20 protein-coding genes and 1 pseudogene are annotated in these 15,246 nt (G+C 38.7%); 16 read left to right on the top strand and 5 right to left on the bottom strand.

Annotation, left to right across the window (positions count from 1 at the left end):
* The 5 genes from V7659_RS24585 to V7659_RS24565 form a co-directional block, all read left to right on the top strand.
* Window positions 1-231 (top strand): hypothetical protein (locus tag V7659_RS24585; protein ID WP_335542749.1); only part of this gene is annotated, 231 nt, incomplete at its 5' end.
* 19 nt (window positions 232-250) lie between these two features.
* Window positions 251-1,117, top strand: coding sequence for a branched-chain amino acid ABC transporter permease (locus tag V7659_RS24580; RefSeq protein ID WP_335542748.1), 867 nt, complete (start codon window positions 251-253; stop codon window positions 1,115-1,117).
* Entirely contained in the window at window positions 1,117-2,118 is a 1,002-nt protein-coding gene (locus tag V7659_RS24575) for a branched-chain amino acid ABC transporter permease (RefSeq protein ID WP_335453481.1), read from the top strand. The genes V7659_RS24580 and V7659_RS24575 overlap by 1 nt, the downstream gene beginning before the upstream one ends.
* A 10-nt stretch (window positions 2,119-2,128) precedes the next feature.
* Window positions 2,129-2,899, top strand: coding sequence for an ABC transporter ATP-binding protein (locus V7659_RS24570; protein WP_335453483.1), 771 nt, complete (start codon window positions 2,129-2,131; stop codon window positions 2,897-2,899).
* Window positions 2,892-3,587, top strand: a complete 696-nt coding sequence (locus V7659_RS24565; protein WP_335453485.1) for an ABC transporter ATP-binding protein — start codon at window positions 2,892-2,894, stop codon at window positions 3,585-3,587. Before V7659_RS24570 ends, V7659_RS24565 begins: the two co-directional genes overlap by 8 nt.
* A 93-nt stretch (window positions 3,588-3,680) precedes the next feature.
* On the opposite strand, the gene V7659_RS24560 is transcribed toward V7659_RS24565, so the two are convergent.
* Window positions 3,681-5,030 carry an amino acid permease gene (locus tag V7659_RS24560; RefSeq protein WP_335453487.1) on the bottom strand — a complete coding sequence of 450 codons (1,350 nt, stop codon included), beginning with the start codon at window positions 5,028-5,030 and terminating at the stop codon, window positions 3,681-3,683.
* An 18-nt stretch (window positions 5,031-5,048) separates the two neighbouring features.
* Window positions 5,049-5,210, bottom strand: a complete 162-nt coding sequence (locus tag V7659_RS24555; protein ID WP_186328846.1) for a hypothetical protein — start codon at window positions 5,208-5,210, stop codon at window positions 5,049-5,051.
* Window positions 5,211-5,440: 230 nt separating this feature from the next.
* Here V7659_RS24555 and V7659_RS24550 point away from each other — a divergent pair, with 230 nt between their 5' ends.
* Entirely contained in the window at window positions 5,441-6,160 is a 720-nt protein-coding gene (locus V7659_RS24550; RefSeq protein WP_335542747.1) for a yteA family sporulation protein, read from the top strand.
* 58 nt (window positions 6,161-6,218) lie between these two features.
* Here the strand turns inward: V7659_RS24550 and V7659_RS24545 are convergent, their stop codons facing one another.
* Window positions 6,219-6,434, bottom strand: a complete 216-nt coding sequence (locus tag V7659_RS24545; protein ID WP_098572791.1) for a YozQ family protein — start codon at window positions 6,432-6,434, stop codon at window positions 6,219-6,221.
* A 99-nt stretch (window positions 6,435-6,533) separates the two neighbouring features.
* On the opposite strand from V7659_RS24545, the gene V7659_RS24540 reads away from it, so the two are divergent.
* The 8 genes from V7659_RS24540 (at window position 6,534) to V7659_RS24505 (ending at window position 12,582) form a co-directional block, all read left to right on the top strand.
* Window positions 6,534-6,671, top strand: coding sequence for a hypothetical protein (locus V7659_RS24540; protein WP_335453492.1), 138 nt, complete (start codon window positions 6,534-6,536; stop codon window positions 6,669-6,671).
* A 121-nt stretch (window positions 6,672-6,792) separates the two neighbouring features.
* Window positions 6,793-7,689, top strand: a complete 897-nt coding sequence (locus V7659_RS24535) for a cation diffusion facilitator family transporter (RefSeq protein ID WP_335453494.1) — start codon at window positions 6,793-6,795, stop codon at window positions 7,687-7,689.
* Window positions 7,690-7,918: 229 nt separating this feature from the next.
* On the top strand, window positions 7,919-8,857 hold the full coding sequence (locus V7659_RS24530; protein ID WP_026567945.1) for a magnesium transporter CorA family protein: 939 nt from the start codon (window positions 7,919-7,921) through the stop codon (window positions 8,855-8,857).
* Window positions 8,858-9,008: 151 nt separating this feature from the next.
* A complete protein-coding gene (locus V7659_RS24525) occupies window positions 9,009-10,268 on the top strand; it encodes a S8 family peptidase (protein WP_335453498.1) in 1,260 nt (419 codons plus the stop codon).
* 148 nt (window positions 10,269-10,416) lie between these two features.
* Window positions 10,417-11,637: a tetratricopeptide repeat protein gene (locus V7659_RS24520; protein WP_335453500.1), complete on the top strand. Its 1,221-nt coding sequence runs from the start codon at window positions 10,417-10,419 to the stop codon at window positions 11,635-11,637.
* A gap of 18 nt (window positions 11,638-11,655) precedes the next feature.
* Complete coding sequence (locus V7659_RS24515; RefSeq protein ID WP_283875626.1) at window positions 11,656-11,808, top strand: hypothetical protein; 153 nt, start codon at window positions 11,656-11,658, stop codon at window positions 11,806-11,808.
* A gap of 102 nt (window positions 11,809-11,910) precedes the next feature.
* Window positions 11,911-12,078: a hypothetical protein gene (locus V7659_RS24510; protein WP_335542746.1), complete on the top strand. Its 168-nt coding sequence runs from the start codon at window positions 11,911-11,913 to the stop codon at window positions 12,076-12,078.
* Window positions 12,079-12,183: 105 nt separating this feature from the next.
* Window positions 12,184-12,582 (top strand): cytosolic protein, encoded by a 399-nt coding sequence (locus V7659_RS24505; RefSeq protein ID WP_335453505.1) that lies wholly within the window; start codon window positions 12,184-12,186, stop codon window positions 12,580-12,582.
* Window positions 12,583-12,788: 206 nt separating this feature from the next.
* Here V7659_RS24505 and V7659_RS24500 read toward each other — a convergent pair whose 3' ends face one another.
* Window positions 12,789-13,766 carry a nuclease-related domain-containing protein gene (locus V7659_RS24500; RefSeq protein ID WP_335542745.1) on the bottom strand — a complete coding sequence of 326 codons (978 nt, stop codon included), beginning with the start codon at window positions 13,764-13,766 and terminating at the stop codon, window positions 12,789-12,791.
* Between the two features lie 288 nt (window positions 13,767-14,054).
* On the opposite strand from V7659_RS24500, the gene V7659_RS24495 reads away from it, so the two are divergent.
* Both V7659_RS24495 and V7659_RS24490 read left to right on the top strand, forming a co-directional pair.
* Window positions 14,055-14,231 (top strand): hypothetical protein, encoded by a 177-nt coding sequence (locus tag V7659_RS24495; RefSeq protein WP_335542744.1) that lies wholly within the window; start codon window positions 14,055-14,057, stop codon window positions 14,229-14,231.
* Window positions 14,170-14,310, top strand: a pseudogene (locus V7659_RS24490) (pirin-like C-terminal cupin domain-containing protein); the annotation flags it as partial. The gene V7659_RS24495 and the pseudogene V7659_RS24490, both read left to right, overlap by 62 nt.
* A 51-nt stretch (window positions 14,311-14,361) precedes the next feature.
* Here the strand turns inward: V7659_RS24490 and V7659_RS24485 are convergent.
* Window positions 14,362-15,246: MFS transporter (locus V7659_RS24485; RefSeq protein WP_335542743.1), on the bottom strand; the 885-nt coding region annotated here is incomplete at its 5' end.

Here is a 15,246-nt window from a genome sequence, read left to right as displayed (position 1 = left end):
GGGCAACCGGGAAGTCATTGCACCAATGTAATTTTAAGCTATGTTAAAACATATTGTTATATATTAAGCACCCTGCTGATTGGAGCGGAAGGCACGATGACTCCTGCGGGAGAACGGGGCAGGGGAGACCCCGCAGGCGCATGCGCCGAGGAGGCTCCCCGGACCGCCCGCGGAAAGCGAAGTGCCTGGAGTGGAAATCAACAGCCAAGTTTAACAGAGCCTAAAAATTAGGGATAAGGAGGCTAAACATTTGAGTGCTCTTCTTCTACAATTGATGAATGGATTAAGCTATGGAGTATTACTTTTTATTATCACAAGTGGGATTACCATAGTTTTTGGTATATTGGGCGTCTTAAACCTGGCACATGGTTCCTTGTACGTACTAGGTTCCTATATAGGATACTCGCTAATCATGGCAGCAGGCTTGCCATTTTGGGTCGCCTTAATGGCAGTACCGATTCTAATTGCGATCATAGGCTTAGTATTGGAAATTGTTATGCTCCGGCCTACATATAAGCTCGGGCATCTTTCGCAGGTGTTATTAACCTTTGGTTTGGCGTATATTTTTCATGACATTTTTGCAATGATGTGGGGAAAAAATATTCTAGTTGTCAACCCGCCGGCTGCACTTAATGTGTCTGTGGAAATTGCTGGTCATGCCATTCCAGCGTACCGCCTAGCCTTAATTTTGATTGGAATCGTAATGGCTGTTTTCTTATGGTATACCCAGGAAAGAACAAAATGGGGAGCTGTGATCCGAGCAGGATTGTCCGATAAAGAAATGGTTGGTGGTTTAGGAGTTAACATACACTTTGTATTTACGTGCGTCTTTTTCTTAGGAAGTTTAATGGCTGGTTTAGGCGGTGTCCTAGGTTCACCGATTTTAGGAGTTTTTCCAGGAATGGAGTTCCAAATTCTCATTTTGTCTCTAGTCGTACTTGTAGTTGGCGGACTAGGTTCGGTTACGGGAACGTTTATTGCCAGTTTACTAGTAGGATTTGTTGAAACTTTTAGCCGTTATTTCGTACCTGAATTAAGTTTAATTATTACGTTTGCGTTAATGGCATTGGTACTAGTGGTTCGCCCGCAAGGTCTTACTGGCAGGAGGGTGGCGTAATGAAAAAGGGTCCAGTCAAAGGAACACTATTATTTTTGTTAATGGTTCTTGTTCCATTCTTTCTATCTATTTATTACGTAAATATTTTATCGGAAATACTTATTCTTAGTGTTTTTGCTGTTAGCTTAAATATTTTAGTTGGGCAGACAGGTTTGGTTTCATTAGGTCATGCCGCTTTCTTCGGTGCTGGTGCGTATGCAACGGGCTTAGCTGCACTAAAGTTCAGCACCAACATTTTTATCACAATTGGAATAGGGCTTATATTTGCCCTTCTATTAGCACTCATCATTGGCCTGCTTTCTACTAAAGCACATGGATTTTATTTTTTAATGCTTACACTTGCCTGTTCACAAATCTTTTACTCTATTGTTTATCAATGGACAAATGTTACCGGGGGGTCGAACGGATTATCAGGTATCGCACCGGTAGATTTAGTTGGCGGCCTCAGGCTTTCAAATCAAGTGTTTGTCTATTACTTTATCCTTGTTGTGATTGCCATTCTTCTATTCATTTTGAGCCGATTTTTACATTCCCCATTAGGAACTGTTTTTATTGGTATTAAAGAAAATGAAGAACGGATGAAATCAATTGGTTATAATACGGCGTTATATAAGAACATTAGCTTTTTAATTGCTGGTACCATTGGCGGGTTAGCTGGAGGTTTATATGTTGTATTTAACGGATTTATCTCGCCAAATGACGTTTATTGGACGGCATCTGGGTCTGTGTTAATCATGGTATTAATCGGCGGGGTTGGAACGTTATGGGGTCCAGTCATTGGAGCAGCCTTTATCGTTATTTTAGAAACCATTATTAGTTCTTATACAGAAAATTGGATGATGATTATTGGGGCTGCCTTTATATTATTTGTTATATTTGCCCCTAATGGAATTGTCGGTATTTTTAATAGTCTAAAAAGAACTTTACTTAAACGCCAAAAGCTTGAACATGAGACATCGAAAATAATCCAAATGAAGCAAGAAACTAAAATGGATGGATAGGTGAAGCTGGATGAAGAAGGAAAAGATTCTTTCGCTAAAAGGCCTTTCAAAACATTTTGGCGGAATTAAGGTGATCGAGGATGTTACATTAGAAGTCAGCAGAGGAGAACGAGTGGGGCTGATTGGACCCAATGGTGCTGGTAAATCAACTTTATTTAATATGATTGCCGGAGATTTAGAACCTTCAGGGGGAACGATTAGCTATTATGAAGAACCGATTAATCGCTTGCCTAATTATAAACGGACAGAGCAAGGAATTGTCCGGACATTCCAAAAAAACAATTTAATGATGGGCTTAACTGTAAAAGAGAATTTGCTGCTAGTTTTACAACGAATCAATAAAAAACATACCCAATGGTGGAAACAAGTGAATAAGAAAAATTATCCTTCCCTATTTGAAAAACTAGAAAAACTCCTTTATGAGTGGGGATTGCAAGAATATAGCCATTTGAAGGTCAAAGATTTATCTTATGGTGTCCAACGGCAAATTGAGATTATTATGGCCATTGCGGGTAAACCTAAGCTGCTTTTATTGGATGAGCCGACTGCTGGGATGTCTCAAGTGGAAACGGATCAAATCATTGCTTTAATTAATAAATTATCGTCAGAGGTAACAATTATGATGATTGAACATGATATCGAGGTGTTATTTGGTAATATGGACCGAGTGATTGTACTTCATGCCGGGACATTAATAGCGGACGGAAGCCCTGAAGTGGTAAGAGAAAATCCTGACGTAAAAGAAATCTATATGGGAAAGGAGGAAATGACCCATGCTTAGATTACATGGTGTTCATAGTTACTATGGTGCCAGCCATGTCCTTCATGGAGTCAACCTAGAGGTGAAAAAGGGAAGTGTGGTAACGCTGCTAGGCAGGAATGGCATGGGAAAAACAACGACTATTCATTCAATCATTGGCTTTGTCACCAAAAAAGAAGGTGATATCGTATTTGAAGGGGAAAATGTTATAAAATTGAAAAGCCACCAAATTGCCAATAAAGGCATTGGGATTGTACCCCAGGGACGAAGGATTTTCACCAACCTGACTGTACATGAAAATTTAAGTGTTTTCGCTAATAAAAACCATGGGGATTGGAGCTTGGAACGGATTTTTGATCTATTCCCGCGGTTAAAGGAAAGAGAAAAGACACATGCCGGAAATTTAAGCGGCGGTGAGCAATCCATGCTATCCATTGGCCGGGCGTTAATGAGGAATCCAAAAATTCTCCTCCTTGATGAACCGACAGAAGGGCTCTCCCCGTTAATGGTCGGAGAAGTAATGGATGTTCTTTTAAAATTAAAGGAATCAGGTATGTCGATGCTTTTAGTCGAGCAAAACATTTCTACCGCCTTAAGTATTGCTGACGATGTTTATATTCTTAATAAAGGTGAAGTTGTCTATCATAATCACCCTAATGAACTTAGGAAAAATATGAATATTGCTTATCACCATCTGGCTATAAGTTAAGTTCTGTTTCATAAACGGAGGCCTCCTCAAAAGGTCATCAAGTAATGAACTTTTGAGGAGGCCTTTTCTATGACTTTTTGTTGTTGTTTATTACTAAGCAGTCGGCCATGGGCTAAGCACTTTTTTCTTCGACTTTTTCCATTTTAACTGCATGAATAAGGTAATCACTCCGATGATACCAAGAAAAGCCAAGCTAATAAAAAAGCCAGGTCTGCTTGTTTCATGAAAAAGAGTACCGCTGACGGCAATTAAAATAAACAGGGCGCCAATGGAATACATGATTTTTTCCTTCAGCTTTAACTCTAAGATTTTTCGAGAGGATGCCAGAATAAAGAGCCAATTATAAAGGAGCATTAAGGCTGCACCCGTGGTAACCCACTCATAAATTTTATTAGGCAGAACTAAGGCTGAAACAACTGAGGCAGAAATTCCTAACATGGTAATAAGAAGGGATGCCAGCGGGACCTTTAATTTCCCTGGCTTTGAAAAACATGCAGGTGCATCACCCTCTTCCCCTAGAGTAACAAGCACGCTTGTTACGCCGTAAAGAGAAGCAGTCATTGTTGAAAATCCTGCAATAATTAATGTTGCATTAAAAAAATGAGGAACAAAGGAAAGATTGTATGCATTTAAAGCGACAACAAAGGTACTTTCCTTTGTGTTAAAATGATTCCAAGGGACAATAATGACTGCAAGACCAATCGATACTACATATATGATCATGAGTGTAAACAACATGACTTTTCCTGCTTTTGGAGCTTCCTTGGGATCCTTTAAATTGGTTGCCATTAATCCAAGAATTTCAATACCCCCGAAAGCATAGAAAGCAAAAATGACTGCTGACCACAAGCCTTTCAGTCCATGGGGCATAATTTCTTTTTGGGTATTCGGATACTGAATAGGACGATCACCATCGATCACCCCAAAAATGGCGAGAAATGCAATCACAATAAACATTAATATCGCTGAGATTTTTAAGACTGCAAGTATATTTTCGAGCTTATTTAAGACCTTTACTCCAATTAATATCACTACTAGTCCTAATACTGCGTAAATAGTAGCAAATATCCATAAGGGGATTTTTGGAAGCCAAAATTGGGAAAAAATCGAAAGCGCTGTCATTTGGCTTCCCATGATTAACACTTCTGATGACCAGTAGACCCAACCGCTGCTGAATCCGGCCCACCTGCCATAGGCTTTCTTCGCATACGATCGAAACCCGCCTTGTAAGGGTTCTTGGGACGTCATTTTGGATAATGCATCATAGACGAAATATGTCCCAAGGGCAGCAATCATAAAGGCAACTAAGATCGATGGACCTGTCATTTTAATTGCTAAGCCTGAGCCAAGGAAGAAACCTGTTCCAATCGTACAACCCACGCCAAACAAAGAAAGTTGCCACCATTTCATGTCGCTCTTCTCATTCCCGCCGGATTTACTCATCGAAACCCTCCTTTTTCTCTATATATCTCTACCCGTCGCGCCTGGTGATTTGTCGGTATTATCTTGATTATTATATTCTGCATCATTAAGCCCGGGTTTTTGGTTTCTGTTTCCTCCTAAATAAGTTGATTGATGTTCCTTTTGCTCTTGTCTGAATTTGTCAAAGTTTTCATTAACCACATAATCTCCTCATTTCTCCTAGTTTGGATATTTCTTAAGATACACTCCTGTCCATTTCTTATTCAGTTAATAAACAATCCTGCAGTTAGGTTTTTGATGGAATTAAATTTTCATTACATAATCAACCACGAAAAAAATGAAAATAGAAGAGAAAGATAAAAACAATAAATATAAAGGTGAAATAGATGGAGCAAGATACTTAGCGCTTTTCATTGAAAGGGGTTTAGCACATGTTATCGACACAGCAATTAGCTGAGTTACGTTTACAATTGTTACAAGAAAAAAGTGAGGTAAAAGAACATATCGAACAGAATGACCATTTTGGTTTAGAAAGAGGTCATTTTCATGAGTCGATGGGGGAATTATCCAGTTATGATAACCATCCAGCAGATGAAGGGACAGAATTATATGAGCGGGAGAAAGATATTGCTTTAAATGAACATTATCAATTTCAAATTAGAAATATAGATCACGCATTAGAAGCAATGGAAAATGGCACGTATGGAACCTGTGAAGTATGCGGTAAGGAGATTCCTTTAGAACGTTTACAGGCATTGCCAAATACAACCTATTGTATTGAGCACAGCCCCGATCAGGTTACTTCACACAAACGCCCCGTGGAAGAAGGCGTTTTGATGCCGCCATTTGGTAAGTTTGATATGGATGAAAAAGATGAGAACGTTGCTTTTGATGCAGAAGATTCTTGGCAAACTGTTGCCGNNCCACAGGATAGTTATAGTGATATCTACACTGAAGCAGACGAAAATATTAGCTATGTCGAGGACTATGAAAATTTTGTTGGAAATGACATGTATGGAAATAATATCAAGGTTTATCCAAATCCGCAGCATGAAAGTTACGAAGATGCCCTAGACGAAGAAGGCATCATGACCAGTTTTGGTGATTTACCCGCCTTTGAACACGATCCTTACGTAGATGATGATAAATAATGGGGACACAAAAAGAGAAAACAGCTTCCATAGCGAGAGCTGTTTTCTCTGATTTTTATTATTTATCGTAGCCTTTTTGTGGGATCGGTATATCCTTACCGTTTACATCATCAATGACCGCCCCAATTTCACCTTCAGTATATGTGTCACTGGCTTGCTCATGTGTAGTTGCTATCCCGGCAGATAGATCATCCGTTTCTTGATAATAACTGGGATGATAGAAACTGCCTGCCAATTCTTTCTTAGGATTTGCTTTCTGATTCTTATTGTCCATCCTGTATTCCTCCCTTTCAATGTTTGATACAAGGGTATTTTTTTCTTTTTTTAACAGGATTACTCCTAATAAAAAATAAATCTAAATGGAGGTACCGTAATGAACAAAAAAAATGAGTTTCCATCACGAGAAGAATTAGATGAGGCGTTTCATTTTCTTCATGATCAAATTAACAAAATATCTGTAGTTGAAGAAGTGGAAATGGTGAAAGGAGAAATAGAAGGCCAGGAAGGATAAGGACATACATATTTTGACTGACTGCAACATAGCTTGAAGCGGGCAAGACTTTTTCTCTAGACCCATCATGGATGCATTTGCTATGATTTCTAGAGGTATTTTTAAAGGTGGTTTACTTATTATGGAAATGAGAGAAACTTTGGCTAAAAAAGTGGCCTGGATTAGTGTAATTAGTAACATTATTCTTACATTAGGAAAAATAATCATTGGATTGGTTGGAAATAGTGACGCAGTTTTCGCAGATGGGATTCATTCAGCGGCAGATGTGTTTGCTTCAGTAATTGTCCTATTAGTCATAAAAATTGCTAATAAGCCAGCCGATGATGAACATCCATATGGACATGGAAAGGCAGAAGTCATTGTTTCTGGGATTATTGGGATCTTGCTCTTTCTTGTTGCCATTTATGTGGTTTATGAAGGGATTAGCGGTTTCTTTCATGAAGTGGAATCACCGAGCTTTGTGGCGATGTGGGTGGCCCTCTTTTCCTATGTGACTAAGGTTATTTTGTATCGAAGTTCGTTAAAAGTAGCAAAAGAAAATAAAAGTAAAGCCATTGAGGCCATTGCATTTGATCATAAAGCAGATATTGTGGCATCAATTGCAGCTGCAATCGGGGTGCTCCTTTCGATTGCTGGCAGCCGGTTTGATATTCATTTTTTATTATACGGAGACAAGGCTGCCAGTATTTTTGTCGCTTATTTAATTTTTAAAATTGCTAAAGAAATGTTAACCGAGGCATTTGATATCTTACTGGAACGGAACATTAATACAGAGACACTGCAAGAATATGTGGCAGTTGTGAAGGAATTCAATGAAGTAAAACGAATTGACCGCATTAGAGCGAGGGAACTTGGTCATTATGTATTGGTGGACTTACGCATCTCGATTGATCATTATAAAACCATCAAACAAGGACATGATTTAGCAAAAGCAATCAAGCAAAAACTGATGGATAAGAACGATAACATTCAGGAAGTTTTGATTCATTTAAATCCCTTTTTTGCAGAAGATGAATAAATTCAGAAAAACTCCTTTGTACTTTAAGTGATTAGGGTTTATGATAGGATAGGAAATAAAAAAAGTTAGAGGGAGTTGATATTTTTGAGTTATTCCGTAGACCCGGACCCAAGTAGTAGGTGTGGGGAAGTCAATGTGATCTTTGAATGGATTGAAATGAATAGCAAGAATATCAACTCTAGAAAAGGTTGTTGGCTTCCTCGAACAAAGTGAGTGAGGAGGTTAAATCATGCTGGAAATTTTTAAAAGTACAGAGACAAAAGTTTTAGAAACAGTTGATGTAATATCAAAAGGGTGCTGGGTTAATATGTATTCCCCAACCCAAGAAGAAATCAATAAGGTGTCAATGGAAGCCCAAGTCGATGTAGATATCATCAAAGATGCTCTCGATGATGAGGAACGTCCAAGGATTGAACGAGACGATGGCCGCGTGTATATCATTGTCGACTTTCCTTATATCGTTCATGATGAAAATGGCTTTGCTGGATATGAAACCATCCCAATCGGTATTATTCTAACAGATGACTGTATCATAACGGTTTCATTAAAGGATACCCCCATTTTAGAAGAATTTCGGAAAAACAGAGTAAAAGAGTTTTTCACGTTTAAAAAGACACGTTTTGCTTTGCAAATATTATTCGTTATTTCTTCGTATTATTTACGTTACTTAAAACAAATTAACAAGAAAACAAATGAAATTGAACATGTCGTTCATCAGTCATTAAAAAATAAAGAATTGTTCGCCTTTCTTGCATTAGAAAAAAGTTTGGTTTACTTTACAACTTCCTTAAAGTCAAATAAAGTTGTCCTCGATAAGATCCTGCGATTTAATTATCTAAAAATGTACGAAGAAGACAAGGACTTATTAGAAGACGTAATTATCGAAAAAACCCAGGCGATTGAAATGGCCGAAACCTATCGGTCCATTTTAACCGGAATGATGAATGCCTTCGCATCCATTATTTCCAATAATCTAAACATCGTCATGAAGTTCTTGACTTCGATTACGATTATCTTATCCTTCCCAACAATGGTGGCGAGCTTTTATGGGATGAATGTTGATATTCCTTTGCAGCACGCTACCCATTCGTATGCCATACCACTAGTAATCTCTGCATTTTTAACGAGTTTAACAGCTTTTATTTTTTGGAAAAAGAAATATTTTTAGAAACCAGTCCTTTCAGTGGGCTGGTTTTTTTATTAAAAACTAAAAATTTTCCCAACTTTTTAGTTTGCTCGTTTGATATGTAATCGTGATATTTTGAATAGTATTAAGTATCAGCGTTGGCTTTTACTTTGGTTGGAGGAGGAATGTTTTATTGAAGAAAAAGAGAATAGTAGGATCTGTATTACTTAGTTTCATCATGGGAATTTCAATGTTTGCGACCGCTGCATTCGGACAGCAAACAAACGGCCAAGAAACTTATCGGGTGTTAATTCAAGGTCCCGCTTCTGAAAAGGCAAAAGCGAAGGCTAGCTTCGGAACCCGCTGGGATTTCGCAAGCAAAGGGTTTACTACCACTGTGAATGCCCAACAATATCAAGCCCTACTAAATAACAAGAATTTATCCATTGAGAGAATACCAGAATTACAATTTATATCTAAGACAGAATTAGCGGCAAAGCCAGGAGGGACAGCAGTTTCAGGTCCTAGTGATCAAACACCATGGGGCATTCAAGCCATTTATAATGATCAAGCGATTGCGAGAACTTCAGGTGGAAACGGAATTAAGGTAGCGGTCCTTGATACGGGTGTCAATGTAAATCATGTGGATTTAAAGAGCAATGTTGAACAATGTAAGGATTTTTCCCAAAATAAAGTCTCATTGGTTGAGGGAAGTTGCGCGGATGGAAATGGGCACGGGACGCATGTTTCCGGAACGGTTTTGGCCAACGGCGGAACTGGTCAGGGAATTTACGGGGTAGCACCTGAAGCAGAGCTCTGGTCCTATAAAGTGTTAAACAACCGTGGCAGTGGCTATTCCGATGATATTGCAGCGGCCATTCGAAAAGCAGCAGATGAAGCAACACGAACTGGATCACATGTGATTATATCGATGTCGCTTGGGTCTAGCGTGAAAGATTCCCTTATCTCAAGTGCAGTTGATTATGCCTATGGAAAAGGTGTATTAATTGTTGCTGCTGCGGGAAATGACGGACCTGGAACCAACACGATTGGCTATCCTGGGGCACTAGTAAATGCTGTGGCTGTTGCCGCCCTGGAAAACGTTCAGGAAAATGGAACCTATCGTGTAGCCGATTTTTCATCACGTGGAAATCCGACTACTGATGGTGACTTTGTAATTCAAGAGCGGGATGTGGAGGTTTCTGCACCAGGAAGGGCAATTGAGTCTACTTGGAATGATGGAAGTTACAACACCATTAGTGGCACATCGATGGCAACGCCGCACGTATCTGGGCTTGCTGCAAAGATTTGGGCTGCTAATCCTTCCCTAACAAATAGCCAGCTTCGATCAGAGTTCCAAAATCGTGCAAGGAGTAATGATATTCTGGGCGGGGGCGGATCAGCAACAGGTGATGATTACGCATCAGGCTTTGGCTTTCCGAGGGTTAAGTAAATCCTTGAAAGGGGTCATCAGGGCGTTGTACCTGATGGCTCTTTATCGTAAAGTCTAAATTTTTGAAATAATATGAAAAAAACTATCGGGAGTACACTGTTTGATGTAAAATGAAAGAAAAAGAAAGAAAGGTTAGTCTGGTGGCAATATGGAATATGGAGCCCTGATTAAATTTTATCGAACGCAAAGGGGAATAACACAAGCAGAGCTTTCAAAGGGAATTTGTTCTGTCCCGCATTTAAGTAAAATTGAAAACAACTCAAAAGAAGCAAATGAAGGGACGATCTCTCTTTTACTAAAGCGTCTAAATATCGGCCTGGAAGAGATAGAGGAGCAGGAAGAAGAAATCAAATCCTTATTAAAAGGTCTTGACGAGAAGATTAACTTTTATCTTAGAAATGAAATAGAAGAATATTATCAAAAACTTATGGAAATTGAACACCTAATTCCATTCTCTCAATATATTTATATCTACGAACTATATAAGTTCCGCTATTTAATTTTTAAAGGCCAAGTGGATGAAGCTGATGGTCAACGTGCACTTTTATATAAGCAAAAGAAAAATTTTTCCCAACATGAAGACTATTTATTTCGCTATTTTAATGCGATATTCTTAATGTGGAAGGGTCAATATCAAAATGCAGATGAAATCCTCGATACCTTACATACAGAAAACAATAAAGAAACAACCAGTGGTGAATTTCTGTACCATCGATCTCTTGTAAAAAGTTCTCTAGAGCTTTCAGGACATGCCATCCATTTCGGAAAAATGGCACTGCAAATATTCATGAGCCAGCACAACTTCATCAGAATACTCCACACACTTATGCTGTTAGGTATTAATTATACCCATTCCAATATTTACGAAGAAGCACAAGAGTGTTTTCAACATTTAATCCGCAATGCAGAATTACTAAGAAAAGATAAGTTACTTCCCCAAATTTATCACAATATGGGCCATTTGCAATTTAAAATGAAAAATGCAAAGGAAGCACTATTCTATTATGAAAAGAGTTTGGCCCTGCAGCCAAACAAAAACCAGCATTACCTAGTAACTCTATATGCAATTGGGGAGCTTCACCATTCTCTCAAATCATTTGATAAAGCGAAACTTTGTTTCCAAGAAGTAAACCTACTATCAAAAGAACTATCCGTCAAAAAATACCGAATCTTAGCAGACTATTTTCTCCTTCATCTAACATCTCCTGTAAAAGCATTCAAATATTTAGAAGCGAAGGTCATTCCTTACCTGGAAGAGGAAAATGAACATAGCGAAGACTTAACGCATTTTTATAAAATGCTTGCCGACTATTACACTCAAAAGGGTATGGTTATTGATGCAGTAAAATATTTAAATAAAATAATTTAAGTTTAGGAGGCAATTTTGATGAAAAAGTTTGTTGTCCTATTGTTTTCGATTTCATTGGTTGCACTTTTCACTACTGCTAAGGATGTGAAAGTGTCAACGTCAAATAGTGATGTGGCCATTTCGACAGAAGATAATGTGTTGAATCATCCAATTCAACCCCCGATTGGCTGATTGTAAATCCCTGAAATTATCAGGGATTTTTTTATGCTTTGAATGTTTTCAATAATTACGGAGACAATACTAGGAAAATATGATTATGAAGAGGTGCGTAGTATGAAAAAAGGGGAAAAACTGCAATCTCTGACCGAATATGAAAGTAAAACCTCCCAGGACCTTTATGGACTTGAGCCAATTATGAGTCTACAGTCAGTGAATTTTGCTCCAAGTGAAAATCCATTCCTAAATGAGCACACTGAAGTAGAAGATAAGCATTGTGATTAATGCTGTTTTATAAATTTTAAGATAGAAAGAATGAAACCAACTAGGAGTAGGGCAAGATAAAAGCATGTGTTGTTTTTATTTCTGTGAAGTTTTAAGGAGGAAATCATGAAATCATTTGTTGTCGGATTCCATCAAGAAGATAATGTAGATAGTATGCAAATTCAAAAACTAAACCAGGACGATTTTACGAAAGCAACAGAAGGTGGGACTAGGCATTTATTCGAGCTCGACACAAACATTGGCCTATTTGTGTTTTTTGATGCAGAAGATGAGGACGGGGACCTCTCATATATGGTATTGCATTATGAAGAAGACAATGAAGACCCAGTCGGTTGCTATTCCTTCCAATTGAAGGACTTTTACGAATTCATGGCACTGTTCTTAAATGACATGGAATTTAACGAGGAACCTGATGATGAAGACCAAGAAGAATATGGCCCAATTCATCATTTAGCCCATTTATTGTTCCATGTTGTTGAAGAAGGGAAGGACATTGAGGTATAAAAAGTGGAGTTATTGATTGAGGACACCTAATTTAGGTGTCCTTTAGTGGTTTTTACGCAAATTTGATACCTGAAGTAGTATCAATCAGCGAATTTTTATAATCAATCTGCGAATTTGTGGTTTCAATCAGCGAATATATGTGTTCAATCAGCGAATTTTGCCATTCTATCGGCGAATGATATATTTTATTGATTTTCCACTGAAAACTAATACCAGGGGATCGTCTTCGGAAAGTAAAAACGGTATCTGTTATTCCCAGAAAATTGCAGGTTACAGGATTGCAGTATTCTTTTTGCTGTATCTTGTGATTTTATATGAGCAAATTCCCGAAACTGCTTATTGGTTATCGTCGGACCAAATAGCAGAAAATAATCCTTCAGTGCGTTAATATGTGCGTCTTTTGAAAAAGCATCGCAGGAAGGGCAATACCAATTCTGTTTTTTACGAATAAGGGAATGATTAGAGTTGGTAGGACAGTGGACACCAGTTAACAAGTCTGATGTGTGAATATCATATTTTTTCAATACATAGCTTGTCGGAACGGTGTTCATCTTCACTAGGAGGCGGCAAAGCTTCTTGATTTCCTTGGAGGTCAAAAGCGGTTTCGAATTTTGTTTTTCTAAAAGGGTAATTTTGTTTAAGAAGACATCGGACTTACAAACTCGAGGTTTAACTTTGTGGGCATTTTTTCCTGTTACAGCATAGGAAGTATAACTATTACTGATGACCACTAAATATTCAACCGGAACGGGAGGGAAATGATGTGCAGCAAGAAGTTTCTGTAAGTACTTCTGATGTCTTTCTGCCTGCGTAATCGGATAGGGGTATCCTTTTTCATTCCCATTGTTGATCTGAATAAACTGTTCATTATCTGTATCAAAAATTAACTTTCCAGCCATATTTTTGACATCAATCGCAAGGGCGAATTCAGGTGTTAAAAGTAGGGTGTCAATTTGGCAGTTGTAGTCACCATCAGGAAGGTTTAAATCGTGGAGGATCATATATTTTTGATGTGGAAGTTCGCGATAATAGTAATCGAGCGATTTCTCACCGATGTAACCGGCCTGTCTCCTCCCATGCTCATCTAGTATCTGTTGGTACTTTTGGTGACTGCAGGGAAGACGCCGGAGTAAAGCCTCTAAAATAAGCAAAATCAATGGTTTTGTCCTTTCTTTTATTACCAAAATTATCACTCCTCTCATTTTAAGTATAAAATTCTAATATGTTGATTGAAATTCCTGCCGAATTTTATCGATTCCTGTAAAATATTTTTCGAATATAATTCAATCAGCGAATTTCTCTAGTCATTCGGCGAATTTGGGTTTTCAATCAGCGAATTTATCTGTTCAATCAGCGAATTTTGCTTTTCAATCGGCGATTCACCAAATCCGTCGGTTTCCGAATTTGTTAATTTGATAAAGCTTCCCAATCACGATACCATTATCTTGAAGTTGCTAGGGAGGTTACAGAAAATGAGCGACATTTTTCAAAGAAGTATGGAGCGTGTGTGGACAGTAGAGCATCACCAGCATAGTCCGATCCATACAGCTGGAATGGTATTAGATCCGAATAAAATGAAAGAGTCCCCAAGAACCCCTTCGTGTATTGCTATATGCAGGAAAACCACTTCACGAGCCAATCGTTGCTAGAGGGCCTTTCGTCATGAACACCGAAGATGAAATTCGTCAGGCCTACCGTGATTACATGGCCGGTAAGTTTGCAGAATAACAAAAATAAGCACTTGGGGCACGAAACGAACAACGCCCAAGTGCTTATTTATTATCCTTTCGCAGACTTCTTACTAACTACTACCCGGGCATTGCCCATGAAAAAGATTGTAACCGCCGCAATCCCAATCGGAATCAGAGTTAGTAAAAAGGTATGTGTAATCGAAGCGGACATGGCATGAATAATTTTATCCAAGATAAAGTCAGGAATTTTCGAGCGTTCACTCGCTTGGAAGATTTGGCGTGGATCGCCCATTTTAAAATCTCCCGCCCCTTGCATACCTTTGAATGCTTCTTTTAATTTATCAGCAAACAGGTTGTTTTGCAGGGAGCCATAAACCGTTACGCCAAGTGTCATTCCAAAAGACCGCAAAAATGAATTCGTGGAGTTGGCAGTGCCGCGATTTTGCGGTTCCAAATTGTGCATAGATGCCGTCGGCAACAAGGAGAATGAAAAACCGACCCCAAAGCCAACCAAAATCATATAGATGGTCAGCAGCCAGCGGGCTGTATCCACCGTCAACGTTCCAAGGAAATACATGCCAAGAGCATAGGAAATAATCGAAACAATCATTAAATTACGGTAGGAGGTTTTCGTTAAGAAAATCCCTCCGATAGAACTCCCCGCAACAGAGCCGAGCATCATTGGCGTCAAAATCAATCCTGCATTTTTAGCTGACCCGCCGTAGACCGCTTGAACGAAGATTGGGATGAATACCGTTAGGATAATAAACGTTCCGCCATATAAAAATGATAAGATTTGCGAGGTGGCAAATAAGCGTCTTTTGAATAGCCAAAGAGGTAGAATCGGTTCAGCAGCCTTTATTTCTGCAATAAAGAAAGCTACAAAAAAGACGAAGAAGCTTGCAAACAACCCGATGATCGGAGTAGAATCCCAAGCATATTCTTTTCCTCCTAGTTCAAGCGCAAACATTAA

Origin of the sequence: Neobacillus drentensis (assembly GCF_036966985.1) — a bacterium.
GTDB lineage: Bacteria > Bacillota > Bacilli > Bacillales > Cytobacillaceae > Neobacillus > Neobacillus drentensis_E.
The sequence above is the reverse complement of the archived record's forward strand: the minus strand, read 5'-3'. Positions and strand labels throughout refer to the sequence as shown.